Here is a 13,038-nt window from a genome sequence, read left to right on the forward strand (position 1 = left end):
AACCGGAATCAACCTGGAGAGCGGTCGGTGGTGCGTACCGGAGCGCCACCCAGCGTACTCCGGCCATTCAAATACGGCATGGGATTGACGACCTTGCCGTCTTTGTGTACCTCGAAGTGAACATGCGGACCCGTGGCCGTACCGGTTGCCCCGACCGAGGCGATCGACTGTCCCCGACGAACCCTCTGTCCTTCCTTGACCAGGTTCGCGGTATTGTGGGCATAACGGGTGAGCAGGCCATCCGGGTGACGGATGTCGACCACCCGCCCGTAGCCATTTCGACGCCCGCTGAAGGTGACGACACCATCCGCCACCGCAAGGATCGGCGTGCCCCGCGGACAGGCGATGTCAACTCCTTCGTGAAAGATACGGACCTTTTTGACGGGATGAATCCGGAAACCGAAGTTGGATGAAACATAACCGGTGCTTACCGGCCAGCTTGACGGAAGCGCGCGCGCGGTCAAATCCTTGTTCACGAGGACATCTTCGAGCACGTCGAGTTTGCGCTGACGATCCTGAATCATCCCGGCAACGCCGCTCAACTCGCTGGCGATTTCCTTGATCGTGTAATCGCGGACTGGCCCCAATTCCGGACCGCCCTGGGGGGGCGGGTTTGCAAAATCGAATTCCTCGGGATCGAGCCCGGACATTCCGACCAGCCTTTCTCCCAGCGCATTCAGCCTCAGCAACTCGGCCTGCATGTCGCCCAGACGAGAGGCGATTGCACCGACTGTCTGGCGCGCACGGGAAGGCGAAGACTCTGCTGTATTCGTCGGTGGAAATGCGGAGGCGAATGCCGGGGCGGATCGAGGAGGATCGGCGGAGGGAAGACGATTGGCGTATTGTCCGATCAACCATCCCAACCCAGCGCCCGCGCAGACAAAGGATAAAATAGCCAAAAGCACGACAACGGCCTGTCCGCGAGCGTTTTTTCTTCGATCGTGGTGGTACATCGTTTCTCTCTGCTTCAGGTCTTCAAGGAACAATGCTCGTCAATGGCTCGCCAATCGGCCAGTCAGATCACGTCTGCCGATGCGCGGCCGACACGAACACAACACCAATGAACATCACACTTTTTCATATCCGCGATCTGTTGCAAAACAACAGCTCCGCGCGCGATCTGCTCGAACGGCGAGCAAGGGAGATTGCGCTGCTTGAATACGTGCGCTCCCGATTGCCTGAACCGATGCAAGCGCACTGCCTGGATGTCGGTGTCGAGGGAACGCGGTTAACGCTCTATTTCGATTCCCCAGCCTGGACGACGCGCGCGCGCTTTCTGGCCGAGGACATCGTTCGCTCGTTAAAAACGCGGGAAATAACCGAAACCCACATTCAAGTCCGCCTGGCTCGCGACGAGACAAGCCGCCCACACCAACCCCGGATGCCGACGCCCAGACTGTCGAGCGGCACAATCAAGCATCTGCTCGAAGCAGCGGACACCATACAGGATCCGGACTTACGGCGCGCGCTGAAGAACCTCGCGAACAGACATGCGCCCCCGGGACATATCGAAGCAGACTAAACAGCCGCAATCGGCTGCGCGTAGCAGATCGGCGCTGTCGCCGAATCCTCGAAGACCACCTCCTCCCAGGCCGCTTCGTCGGCGACCAGCGCGCGCAACAGCGCGTTGTTCAGGGCATGCCCGGATTTGTGCGCGGTGAAGGCGCCGATCAGGGTGTGCCCAAGCAGATAGAGATCGCCAATGGCGTCGAGGATCTTGTGTTTGACGAACTCGTCCTCGAAACGCAACCCTTCCTCGTTCAGGACGCGATACTCATCCACCACGACTGCGTTATCCAGGCTACCGCCCAAGGCCAGGTTATGCTGACGCAACGCTTCGATCTCGCGCAAAAAACCGAAGGTTCGCGCGCGACTCACCTCGCGCACGAAGGACGAGGTGGAGAAATCCACCGTGGCGCGATTCGCGCGGGCGTTGAACGCCGGATGGTCGAAGTCGATCGAAAAATCGACCTTAAATCCATCGTAAGGCGTGAACCGCGCGACCTTATCGCCATCGCGAACCTCGACCTGGCGCTTGATCCGAATGAATCGCTTGGGGCGATTCTGCTCCAGGACGCCCGCCGTCTGAAGTAGAAAGACGAACGGCGCGGCGCTCCCGTCCATGATTGGCACCTCGGCGGCCCCAACGTCCACGCAGGCGTTATCGATCCCCAGCCCCGCAAAAGCGGAGAGCAGATGCTCGACCGTCGAGACTTTCACGTCACCGCTCGCCAGCGTCGTGGACAGACGCGTATCGGTCACATTGAACGGCGTCGCCTTGATTTCCACCGGCCGATCAAGATCCACGCGCCGGAACCGAATACCGGAGTCGGGCGCGGCGGGCCGAAGCGTCAACTCGATTTTTTCGCCCGTATGCAAACCGATCCCGGTCGCACGGATCACATTTTTCAAGGTACGTTGCCTGAGCATCGGTCGGATCTCCCATCGCGGTCCACGGCGGCTGACGGCTTCTTGCTCATGGACAGAAGCGCTTGAACCAACCCTTCCTGTTAGTTCAACCGCTCTTGCCTGCTCGCCATCGCGTTACGCGCTCCACACTGGAGCGCTTTACCGCTAGCTTAGGGTTTTCCCGAACCTATTTCAAGTTTAATGTTGGATGCAACAGAATCCCTTTGTTTTTATTGGCCTTCAACAAGAGGGAAACCCCTGATCAGTCGGCCTGACGACGCAGAAACGCCGGGATGTCCAGATAGTCCATATCCTTTTCGTCAACCGCTTCAGCCACAGCCAATCCACCCGCTTTCCGATAGATCGCCGGGCGACGCTCCATTTCCCGATAGTCCGGCTGACCATCGCTCAAGTCGCCTCCGGAGACCAGTCGAATCGAGGCTTCCCCGCCCGCGCGTTTATTGGTGACGGCAGCGCGGCGTTCGCCCAGTCCAGTCGCCACGACGGTCACGCGCAGTTCGTCCTCCAACTCCATATCGACGACCGTGCCCACCACGACCGTCGCCTCGTCGTCGGCAAAGTCGCGCACCGTGTTGCCCACCTCGTCGAACTCGCCGATGGTCAGGCTCGGACCCGCCGTGATATTGACCAGAATGCCCTTCGCCCCGGCGAGATCGATATCTTCCAGCAGCGGGCTCTTGATGGCGGCCTCGGCGGCCTCGCGAGCGCGATTCGCACCCCGCGCGGAGCCAGTCCCCATCATGGCGACCCCCATGTTGGACATCACCGTCTTGACGTCGGCGAAGTCGACGTTGATCAGTCCGCGGCAGGTGATGAGTTCGGCGATGCCCTGGGTCGCATTGAGCAGGACATCGTTCGCCGCCTTGAAGGCGTCGAGCAGGCTCATGTCCTTGCCAAGCACGGCCAGCAGCTTTTCGTTGGGGATGGTGATCAGCGAGTCGACCGACTTGGCGAGCTCGGCAATCCCTTCCTCGGCAATCCGCCGCCGCTTGGCGCCCTCGAACGGAAACGGCTTGGTCACCACGGCCACGGTCAGGATCCCGAGTTCCTTTGCCACCTGGGCCACCACTGGCGCCGCGCCCGTCCCGGTGCCGCCGCCCATGCCGGCGGTGATGAACACCATATCCGCGCCTTCGAGCGCGTCCTGAATGCGATCGCGATCCTCGATCGCCGAATGCCGACCCACCTCGGGGTCCGCCCCGGCTCCCAGCCCTTTGGTGATGCCCGCGCCCAATTGCAGGATCGTCTTGACGTTGGAGCTTTTCAGCGCCTGGGCATCGGTGTTGGCGCAGATGAAATCCACGCCCTCGATGGTCGAGGCCAACATATGATTGACCGCGTTGTTGCCGCCGCCGCCGACGCCGATGACCTTGATGACGGCATTCTGACTATGGGTATCCATGAGCTCGAACATTGATCTGTCTCCCGATATGAAGAACGTTTTAGCAATACCTGAAACCTCGTTCAGCCGCGCGCCACGCACGCGACCACCCCCCGAAATGACCGGCAGGCCAGAAACCCGCCGATCCGAGACCGCAGGCCGCGGTCCATCTACCCTTGGGGTCGGACAGCCAACCCCCTGCTAAAAATTGCCCTGGAACCAACTGCGCATGCGCGACCAGGTTCCCTTGAGGCCGAGATTCTCGGACATCTCGGGGCCGCGCGCATAGCGATGCTGGCGCGCGTACATCAATAACCCCACGCCCGTGGAGTGGATCGGATTGTTCACGACCTCGTCCATGCCGATCACATGCTGCGGCAACCCCAGGCGTACCGGCATGTGGAAGACCTCCTCGGCCAGATCGATCAGACCCTGCATCTTCGCGCTGCCGCCGGTCAGCACCACCCCGCCCGCGACCAGATCCTCGAAACCGCTGCGGCGCAACTCGTTATGCAGCAACGTCAATAGCTCCTCGTAGCGTGGCTCGACCACCTCGGCCAGGGTCTGGCGCGACAGCCGCCGTGGCGGGCGGTCGCCGATACTGGGTACCTCGATGGTCTCGCTATTCCCGGCGAGTTGAGTCAGGGCGCAGGCGTGCTGGATCTTGATCAATTCGGCATATTGCGTCGGCGTGCGCAGCGCCACCGCAATGTCGTTGGTGACCTGATCGCCCGCGATCGGGATCACCGCCGTATGCCGGATGGCACCATCGGTAAAAACCGCCAGATCCGTGGTGCCGCCGCCGATGTCGACGACGCAGACCCCGAGTTCCTTCTCGTCCTCGCTGAGCACCGCGTAACTGGAACTCAACTGGGCGAGCACCAGATCGTCGACTTCCAACCCGCAGCGCCGGATGCATTTGATGATGTTCTGGGCCGCGCTGACCGCGCCGGTCACCATGTGCACCCGCGCCTCCAGGCGCACGCCGCACATCCCGATGGGTTCGCGGATGCCCTCCTGATTGTCGATGATGAATTCCTGCGGCAGGATGTGCAGGATCTTCTGGTCCGCCGGAATCGCCACCGCCCGCGCCGCGTCGATCACGCGATCCACGTCGGCCTGCGAGACCTCGACCTCCTTGATCGCGGTGATCCCGTGCGAATTGAGGCTGCGCACATGGCTGCCGGCGATCCCGGCATGGACCGAATTGATCTCGCAACCGGCCATCAACTCCGCTTCCTCGACCGCGCGCTGGATCGACTGGACGGTGGATTCGATATCCACCACCACGCCCTTTTTCAGACCCCGCGACGGATGGATACCGATGCCGATGATCTCGATCTGATCGTCGTCCTTGAGCTCGCCCACCAGACAGGCGATCTTCGAGGTGCCGATATCCAGTCCAACCAACAGATTTTTGTCGTTACGTCGCGACATCCAGTTATCCTCGATTGCCGGATCGCTTGGAGCGACCCGTGTTCGCGGGGACCGGCGACTCCGCGCTCGGCGCCCATTTCACGGCGAAACCGTTGCTGTAACGCAGGTCCACCTCCAACGGTTGACCCGCCGCCTCAAGTTGCGGCGCACTGGCGATGAAGCGCGCGAGACGTTCCTCGATGGCGCCGGTGCCCAGTCGCAGTTCGGTGCCCATGACCAACTCAAGACGCCAGTCGCCGCGGGGATCGAGCGTGAGAACCTGAATCAGGTGCCCCGCCAGCATCAGATCTTCCCGCCATTTCAGATACTGCCTGACCACCTCGGGCGCCCGGCTGTCGTCGCCTTCGAGCACCGGCAGACCGGCGGGAATCGTTCCGGTCCCTGGATGGAAGACGACCCCCTCGGCGGTCACCAGGCGATCGGCGTTCCAGCGGGCAAGCGGTCGATGTTCCTCGACCCGCACCTGCAGCCGATCCGGCCAGACCCGCCGCAGACTGACGCGGCCGACCCAGGCAAGTTCCTCGGCCGCGCTCTTGAGATCGACGAGGTCGGCGGTCAGGATCCCGCCACGCAGCCGTTCGCCGATGGTTTTCTCCAGCAAGCGTGACGAATGATGATGGAGTTCGCCCTCCACCTCGATCACGCGGATCGGCAACAGACGCGGTTCCCAGTAACCGAACAGCCAGACAGCCGCGACCATGGCGCACAACAACGCCAACCCGAGGAAGGCGCGCAGACGCGAACGCGGCGGCGGCCCGCTCGGCGCTGGGACGCTGTCGGGCGTCGACTCAGCCACGACTCAGACTCGTGTCCAGAATGCGCAGCGCCAGGGCGTCGAAATCGATCCCGGCGGCGCGCGCGGCCATGGGCACCAGGCTATGGTCGGTCATGCCCGGCACGGTATTGATCTCCAGCAAAAAGGGTCGGCCAGTCCCGTCCAGCATCAGATCGACCCGGCCCCAGCCGCTGGCCCCGACCGCCTCGAAGGCGTCCAGGGACAGTTGCCGCAGTCTGGACTCCGCCGTCGCGTCGAGACCGCACGGGCAATGGTAGAGGGTGCTGTTAGCCTGATATTTCGCCTCGAAATCGTAAAAGGCATTCGGCGTCTCCAGCCGGATCAGGGGCAATGCCTCCCGGCCCAGAATGGCGCAGGTGTATTCGGCACCCTGGATCCAGCGCTCGGCGAGTACCAGATCATCGAATTCGGAGGCGCTCCGCCAGGCCTGTTCGAGCGCGTCGACCGTCTCCACGCGCGCCATGCCGATGCTCGACCCTTCGTGAACCGGCTTGATCATGAGCGGAAATCCGAGCGCCGCCGCCGCGGGCAGATCCGCCTCGCCGCGCAGCAGGACGGACTCCGCCGTCGGCAGCCCGCAACCCGCCCAGGCCAGCTTACAGCGGTATTTATCCATTCCCAGCGCCGAACCGAGCACGCCGGAGCCCGTATAGGGAAGCCCCATGGTTTCCAGCGCGCCCTGAATCTGACCGTCCTCGCCGCCGCGCCCGTGCAGCACGATGAAGGCGCGGTCGTAGCCGCCCGCGCGCAATTGCGCCAGCACGGTGGCGTCCGGATCCAGCGGATGGGCGTCAACCCCCTGCCGCTGCAACGCCGCGAGGACCGCGCGACCGCTCTTGAGCGAAATCTCGCGCTCCGCCGCGCGCCCGCCGAGGAGCACCGCGACCTTGCCGAAGGCGCGAATCCGGTCGGTTGTCGCGGCCGCGGATGGGGTCGTCTCGATGGTCATGGACGCCCTCCCGCGACGCGACGCACCTCGGTAATCAAGCTGATCCCCGTGCGATGCTCGACGACGTTCCTCACGTAATCGATCAGGCCGGCAATCTCCGTCGCCGTCGCCGTGCCGGTATTGATAATAAAATTGGCGTGTTTTTCAGACACCTGAGCGCCTCCCATCCGATAACCTTTAAGCCCCAGCGATTCGATCAGACGTGCCGCGTGATCGCCCGGCGGATTGCGGAAGACCGAACCGCAGCTCGGCAGACCGATGGGCTGGGTCGCGGCGCGCCGGTCGAGCAATTCGCGGATGCGCGCCAGACCCGCGGCGCCGTCTCCTGGCGTCAGCTCCAGTTCGACATCCAAAAACCACTCGCCCTCCGGCCCCTTGACCTCGCGGTACCCTGGCGTGAAATCTCCGGTGCCACGCTCCCGGATCGTCCCGGTTCGGTCGATGGTCCGCACGCGGCGCACATGGGGCCAGGTCTCGCCGCCCCAAGCGCCCGCGTTCATGGCCAGCGCGCCACCCATGGTGCCGGGAATACCGGCCAGAAATTCGACGCCGACCAGATCGAGCCGGGCGGCAAAACGCGCGAGCTTGGCGCACGCGGTCCCCGACTCGGCCCAGATGCCTGTCTCGCCACGTCGTTCAAGACCCGTCAGGCAACCCTGAGTCTGGATCACGGTACCGGCGAAGCCCTGGTCGGCGATCAGCAGATTGCTGCCAAGCCCCAGCCACAGAAGCGGCTCGTCCGGATCCAGTCGTCCCAGAAAGGCCGATAGATCCTCGGCGTCCGCCGGTCGATAGAACCGTCGCGCCGGACCGCCGACCCGCCAGCTCGTGTGTCGCGCAAGCGGCTCGTTCAGTCGCATCTCGCCGCGCGGAGATATCAAATCGGCGCTGGACATTCAGAGCCCCCGCGCGAGCAGTTGCGGCAGCCGCGCCGCGAGGGCACCGATGTCGCCGGCGCCCGAGACCAGCACGATATCGCCATCCACGAGCAGGTTCGGCAGGAGATCGGGCACCTCGTCGACCGTCTGCGCGAAAACCGGATCGAGATCGCCGCGTACCCGGATCGCACGGCTCAGGGCGCGTCCGTCGGCACCGGGGATGGGCGCCTCGCCCGCCGGATAGACATCGCACAACACCAGCACGTCGGCGCTGGAGAGCACCGCCACGAAATCCTCGAACTGTTCCTGGGTCCGGCTGTACCGATGCGGCTGAAAGACCAGCACCAGACGCCGGCCCAGCCAACCGGCCCGCGCCGCTTCCAGGGTGGCGGCCAGTTCGCGCGGATGATGGCCGTAATCGTCCACCAGCAGCAGGTTGCGGCCCTGCGCGTCGGTGATTTCGTTGACCACGAACCGCCGTCCGACCCCCTCGAATCCGGCGAGCGCGCGGCTGATCGCCTCTTCGTCGACTCCAAGCTCCAGCGCCACGCAGATCGCGGCCAGCGCGTTCAGCACATTGTGCCGGCCGGGCAGGTTGAGCGTGACCCGCAAGGGACGCCGAAGATCGGCGCAATGGACCAGAAAGGAGGTGTACATGCCCTCATGATGCAGATCGGTCGCCCGCACGTCGGCCTCGGGCCGGGTGCCATAGGTCCGCACCGAGCGCGGCACCATGGGAATCAGCGACCGGACCTCGTCGTCGTCGAGACAGAGCACCGCCAGCCCATAAAACGGGAGATGGTGCAGGAACTCCATGAAGGTACCGCGCAGACGGTTGAAGTCGTTGCCGTAGGTACTCATGTGATCGGCATCGATATTGGTGACGATCGAGATCATGGGCTGGAGATAGAGAAAGGAGGCATCGCTCTCGTCGGCCTCGGCCACCAGATATTTGGTCGTGCCCAGCTTGGCATTGGCCCCAGCGCTATTGAGCCGCCCGCCGATGACGAAGGTGGGATCGAGACCGCCCTCGGCGAGGATGCTCGCCACCAGACTGGTGGTGGTGGTCTTGCCGTGGGTGCCGGCCACCGCGACGCCATAGTAGAAGCGCATGAGTTCGGCCAGCATCTCGGCGCGACGCACGATCGGAATGCGCGCGGCGCGGGCAGCCTGAATCTCGGGATTGGCTTCATCGATCGCGGTGGAGACCACTACGGCGTCGGCGTCGGCGACCTGCTCCGCCCGATGGCCGATGAAGACCTCGATCCCAAGCCCGCGCAGTCGGCGCGTCGTCTCGCTCTCGCGCAGGTCCGATCCGGCCACCTCGTAGCCCAGATTCGCCACGAGTTCCGCGATTCCGCTCATGCCGGAACCGCCGATACCGATGAAATGGAGTCGACGCACCCGCCCCATGCGGGCCGCCGTATGCTGAAGATGGGCGTTCATGGCGTCATGGCTCCTAGGGTTTCGCCCCGCGCAAGCGCCAGGCAGTCGGCAGCGATTCGCGCCGCGGCATCGGATTGCGCAAGACCGCGCGCGCGCTCGGCCATGGCCAGCAGACGCGCGCGATCGCCAAGCAGTTCGGTCAGCAGCGTCGTCAAACCGCCCTGGTCCAGATCGCGCTGGATGACCAGACGCGCCGCCCCGGCATCGGCCAGATAGCGGGCGTTGCCGGTCTGATGGTCATCGACCGCGAAGGGATAGGGCACCAGCACCGACGCCACCCCGGCGGCGGCCAGTTCGGACACCGTCAAGGCGCCGGCCCGGCACACGACCAGATCGGCCCAAGCGTAAGCCTCCGCCATGTCGCGGATGAAGGACATGACCTCGGCCTCGACACCGGCCAGACGATAGGCATTGCGAGCGGTCTCCAGGGTGAGTTCGCCCGCCTGATGGCGCACCTCGGGGCGCGCGTCCGCCGGCATCGCCGCCAGCGCGGCGGGCAGCGTTTCGTTCAGAACCCGAGCCCCCAGCGAACCGCCCAGCACCAACAGATGCAACGCGCCGGAACGCTCGCTCAATCGCTCGCGCGGCGGCGGCATTCCGAGAATCGCCTGACGCACCGGATTCCCCACCGCCACCGCGCCACGCCCGTGCGGGAAACTCCCCGGGAAGGCCTCGAAGACGGCCGTGGCGACCCGCGCCAGCCATTGATTGGTCATGCCGGGGACAAAATTCTGTTCATGGATCACCAACGGCAACCCCATCGCGCGCGCCGCCAGACCGCCCGGCCCCGAGGCGAATCCGCCCATGCCGAGCACCAGCGAAGGCCGCCGCCGCCGCAGGATGGCGCGCGCCTGCCAGAGCGCGCCTGCCAGTCGGAAGGGCGCGCGCAGCCGTTGACCGAGCCCCTTGCCGCGCAACCCCTCGATGCGGATCCATTCGATCTCGAAGCCATGCTCCGGAACCAACCGCGACTCCATCCCCTGGCGCGTGCCGATCCAGAAGACCTCCGCACCGCTCGCACGCAGACACTCGGCGACCGCAAGCGCCGGAAACACATGACCGCCGGTACCGCCGGCCATGACGCCTATGCACGTGCCCATGGCGAGCCTCCTTCGACTCCGCTTCTCGCGCCCGGGGAAGCCGACGTGGTGGGCCGGCGCCTGGGCCCGGCATCCGACTCCAGTTGACGCATGGTAAGATCGATGCGCAAGAGGATGGCGACCGCCATGCAGCCAACGATCAGGCTGTTGCTGCCATAACTCAGGAAGGGCAGGGTCAGCCCCTTGGTGGGCAGGAAACCCACGTTGACGCCGAGGTTGACGAAGGCTTGCAGACCGAGCCACAGCGCGATGCCCTGGGCCACGTAGGCCGCGAACGGCTGCTCCGCCGCCTCGGCGCGGGCGCCGATCGAGAAGGCGCGCCAGCAGAGAAAGGCGAAGGCCGCGATCAGCGCCAGGATGCCGACCAAACCGAACTCCTCGCCGATCACCGAGGCCAAAAAATCGGTGTGAGCCTCCGGCAAAAAGAACTGTTTCTGGATCCCGTTGCCGAGCCCTACCCCCAGCCATTCGCCACGCCCGAAGGCGATGAGCGCCTGACTGAGCTGATACCCCGTGTTGAAGGGATCCTGCCAGGGATCCAGGAAGGAGATGACGCGCTGCATCCGATAGGGCGACAGGAAGACCAGCGCCACCAGTCCCACCGCGACCACCCCAATCAGAAACGCGAACGGGAGGAGGCTGACCCCGCCCAGGAACAGCAAACCCATCACGGTCGCCAGCATGACCGCCGTGGTCCCAAAGTCCGGCTGCATCAGAATCAGCGCCGCCGCGATCCCGATCAGGATCATGGGTCGGATGAAGCCAGACAACCGATTGGCGACGGCATCCGCGTGGCGCACCAGATAGCCGGCGACATAGACGATCGCGAACAGTTTGACGAATTCGGAGGGTTGAAGATTCAGCGGCCCAAGCGGGATCCAGCGCGTCGCGCCATTGACCGTGCGTCCGATCCCCGGCGTCAAAACCAGGATCAGCACCAGAACGCCCAGCAGGAACAACCAGGTTCCCGTGCGCTCCCAGCGGGCCACCGACACGTTGAAGGTCAGCAGACCCGCGGACAACGCAAGCCCCAGCGCGATCGCGTGCCGGATAGTGTAATAGAAGGGATCGTTGCAGCATTTTTCGGCGATCGACATGGACGCCGAGGAGACCATGATCAAACCGAACGCCAGCAGCCCCAGGGCACAAACCAGCAACGGATAATCCAGCGCCGGAATGCGCTCGCGCCGACGCTGGCCAGGATGAGTCGAGCGAACGGCCGCGGTCATGACGCAAGCCTCCGCGCGGCCTCGGCAAAGACCCGGCCGCGATGTTCATAGTTGTCGAACATATCGAAGCTGGCGCAGGCAGGAGACAACAGAACGCAGTCCCCCGGTCGCGCCAGACCGGCGGCCTGACGAACCGCATCCGGCATGTCCGAGGCATGGACCAGGGGCACGCACCCGGCCAGTTCGCGTTCGATCAGCGGCGCATCGCGCCCGATCAGCACCACCGCGCGCGCCGCGCGCGCCACGGCGGGCAGCAGCGGCGCGAAATCGGCGCCCTTACCGTCACCCCCGGCGATCAGCACGGCCCGCCCCGACGCACCGTCAGGAACCAGACCCTCCAGCGCCGCCACCGTCGCCCCCGGATTGGTGCCCTTGGAGTCGTCATACCAGCGCACCCCATCCCGCTCGACGACCAGTTCGCTACGATGCGGCAAACCGGGAAAACTCCGTAGGATGGGTAGAGCGCAGCGAAACCCATCGTCCCCGACTAACCCGCAAGCCGCCCATAACGCCAGGGCCGCCAAGGCATTCGCCAGATTATGCCGCCCCGGAATCGCCACCTCGGACGCCGGCATCAAGGCGTCGTCTCCACGACAAATCCACAGGACACCATCGCAAGACCGCAACCCGAAATCGCCCGCGTCCGGCTCGCCCAAGGTAAAGCCGATCTCAACCGCCCCCACGCGCGGCATGGCAACCACCCGCGGATCGTCGCGATTGACCACCGCCACCCGTGCATTCCGATAGATGCCCGCCTTGGTTGCGGCATAGGCCGCCAGATCCGGATAGCGGTCCAGATGATCGGCCGCGATATTGAGCACCACCGCCGCGTCGGCCCGCAGTCCAGGCGTCGTCTCCAATTGGAAACTCGACAATTCGACCACGTAGAGATCGATGTCGTCGGCGAGCAGATCCAGGACCGGTTCGCCGAGATTGCCGCCGACCGCCACCCGCCGTCCCGCCTGCCGGGCCATCAGGCCAACCAGGGTCGTCACCGTGCTCTTGCCGTTGGAACCGGTGATGGCGCAGATCGGCGCCCGGGCCGCGCGCGCGAAGAGTTCCACGTCGCCGATCACGGGCACGCCACGGTCCAGCGCCGCCTGGATCAGGGGTTCGGCCATCGGCACCCCCGGACTCACCACCAGTTGCGTCGCCAATGCGAAGACCTCGGGCTCGAAGCCGCCGACAAAAACCGCGACCTCGGGCAGTTCTTCCCGCAGGGTCTCCAGACCGGGCGGCCGGGCGCGCGAATCGGTGACGGCCACCCACACGCCCTGGGCGCGCAGATAGCGCGCGCAGGACAGCCCGGTCTTGCCGAGACCGACGATCAGCGTTTTGCCCTCCGAGCAGCCAAGCCCACGGGGGTCGAGTGGCAGTGAATGGGCCATGACG

12 protein-coding genes are annotated in these 13,038 nt (G+C 64.7%); 1 reads left to right on the forward strand and 11 read right to left on the reverse strand.

Annotated elements, in window-relative coordinates; all coding sequences use genetic code 11:
- Positions 1–8: 8 nt before the first annotated feature.
- Positions 9–953, reverse strand: a complete 945-nt coding sequence (locus THIVI_RS11170; protein ID WP_041446954.1) for a M23 family metallopeptidase — start codon at positions 951–953, stop codon at positions 9–11.
- A gap of 107 nt (positions 954–1,060) precedes the next feature.
- Here THIVI_RS11170 and THIVI_RS11175 point away from each other — a divergent pair, with 107 nt between their 5' ends.
- Entirely contained in the window at positions 1,061–1,522 is a 462-nt protein-coding gene (locus THIVI_RS11175) for a DciA family protein (protein WP_014778704.1), read from the forward strand.
- Here THIVI_RS11175 and lpxC read toward each other — a convergent pair.
- From lpxC to murD, 10 genes are all read right to left on the reverse strand, one after another.
- Positions 1,519–2,430, reverse strand: a complete 912-nt coding sequence (lpxC, locus tag THIVI_RS11180; protein WP_014778705.1) for a UDP-3-O-acyl-N-acetylglucosamine deacetylase — start codon at positions 2,428–2,430, stop codon at positions 1,519–1,521. The two genes, THIVI_RS11175 and lpxC, sit on opposite strands and share 4 nt — an antisense overlap.
- Positions 2,431–2,671: 241 nt before the next feature.
- Positions 2,672–3,844, reverse strand: a complete 1,173-nt coding sequence (ftsZ, locus tag THIVI_RS11185; protein WP_014778706.1) for a cell division protein FtsZ — start codon at positions 3,842–3,844, stop codon at positions 2,672–2,674.
- Between the two features lie 168 nt (positions 3,845–4,012).
- A complete protein-coding gene (ftsA, locus tag THIVI_RS11190) occupies positions 4,013–5,248 on the reverse strand; it encodes a cell division protein FtsA (protein ID WP_014778707.1) in 1,236 nt (411 codons plus the stop codon).
- A gap of 4 nt (positions 5,249–5,252) precedes the next feature.
- Entirely contained in the window at positions 5,253–6,044 is a 792-nt protein-coding gene (locus THIVI_RS11195) for a cell division protein FtsQ/DivIB (protein ID WP_014778708.1), read from the reverse strand.
- The gene (locus tag THIVI_RS11200) at positions 6,037–6,993 is read right to left on the reverse strand and encodes a D-alanine--D-alanine ligase (protein ID WP_014778709.1); all 957 of its coding nucleotides are present in this window, start codon (positions 6,991–6,993) and stop codon (positions 6,037–6,039) included. The genes THIVI_RS11195 and THIVI_RS11200 overlap by 8 nt, the downstream gene beginning before the upstream one ends.
- The gene (murB, locus tag THIVI_RS11205) at positions 6,990–7,889 is read right to left on the reverse strand and encodes a UDP-N-acetylmuramate dehydrogenase (RefSeq protein ID WP_014778710.1); all 900 of its coding nucleotides are present in this window, start codon (positions 7,887–7,889) and stop codon (positions 6,990–6,992) included. The genes THIVI_RS11200 and murB overlap by 4 nt, the downstream gene beginning before the upstream one ends.
- The gene (murC, locus tag THIVI_RS11210) at positions 7,890–9,317 is read right to left on the reverse strand and encodes a UDP-N-acetylmuramate--L-alanine ligase (protein WP_014778711.1); all 1,428 of its coding nucleotides are present in this window, start codon (positions 9,315–9,317) and stop codon (positions 7,890–7,892) included.
- The gene (murG, locus tag THIVI_RS11215; protein ID WP_014778712.1) at positions 9,314–10,417 is read right to left on the reverse strand and encodes an undecaprenyldiphospho-muramoylpentapeptide beta-N-acetylglucosaminyltransferase; all 1,104 of its coding nucleotides are present in this window, start codon (positions 10,415–10,417) and stop codon (positions 9,314–9,316) included. Before murG ends, murC begins: the two co-directional genes overlap by 4 nt.
- Positions 10,402–11,646: a putative lipid II flippase FtsW gene (gene ftsW, locus THIVI_RS11220; RefSeq protein ID WP_014778713.1), complete on the reverse strand. Its 1,245-nt coding sequence runs from the start codon at positions 11,644–11,646 to the stop codon at positions 10,402–10,404. Before ftsW ends, murG begins: the two co-directional genes overlap by 16 nt.
- Positions 11,643–13,034 (reverse strand): UDP-N-acetylmuramoyl-L-alanine--D-glutamate ligase, encoded by a 1,392-nt coding sequence (gene murD, locus THIVI_RS11225; protein ID WP_014778714.1) that lies wholly within the window; start codon positions 13,032–13,034, stop codon positions 11,643–11,645. Before murD ends, ftsW begins: the two co-directional genes overlap by 4 nt.
- Between the last annotated feature and the right edge of the window lie 4 nt (positions 13,035–13,038).

Origin of the sequence: Thiocystis violascens DSM 198 (genome assembly GCF_000227745.2) — a bacterium.
GTDB classification, from domain to species: domain Bacteria; phylum Pseudomonadota; class Gammaproteobacteria; order Chromatiales; family Chromatiaceae; genus Chromatium; species Chromatium violascens.

Coding starts and splice junctions, on each gene's coding strand:
- ftsZ (WP_014778706.1), bottom strand. CDS start 3,844: ATGTTCGAGCTCATGGATACCCATAGTCAGAATGCCGTCATCAAGGTC.
- murC (WP_014778711.1), bottom strand. CDS start 9,317: ATGAACGCCCATCTTCAGCATACGGCGGCCCGCATGGGGCGGGTGCGT.
- THIVI_RS11200 (WP_014778709.1), bottom strand. CDS start 6,993: ATGACCATCGAGACGACCCCATCCGCGGCCGCGACAACCGACCGGATT.
- murG (WP_014778712.1), bottom strand. CDS start 10,417: ATGGGCACGTGCATAGGCGTCATGGCCGGCGGTACCGGCGGTCATGTG.
- murD (WP_014778714.1), bottom strand. CDS start 13,034: ATGGCCCATTCACTGCCACTCGACCCCCGTGGGCTTGGCTGCTCGGAG.
- murB (WP_014778710.1), bottom strand. CDS start 7,889: ATGTCCAGCGCCGATTTGATATCTCCGCGCGGCGAGATGCGACTGAAC.
- ftsW (WP_014778713.1), bottom strand. CDS start 11,646: ATGACCGCGGCCGTTCGCTCGACTCATCCTGGCCAGCGTCGGCGCGAG.
- THIVI_RS11170 (WP_041446954.1), bottom strand. CDS start 953: ATGTACCACCACGATCGAAGAAAAAACGCTCGCGGACAGGCCGTTGTC.
- THIVI_RS11175 (WP_014778704.1), top strand. CDS start 1,061: ATGAACATCACACTTTTTCATATCCGCGATCTGTTGCAAAACAACAGC.
- ftsA (WP_014778707.1), bottom strand. CDS start 5,248: ATGTCGCGACGTAACGACAAAAATCTGTTGGTTGGACTGGATATCGGC.
- lpxC (WP_014778705.1), bottom strand. CDS start 2,430: ATGCTCAGGCAACGTACCTTGAAAAATGTGATCCGTGCGACCGGGATC.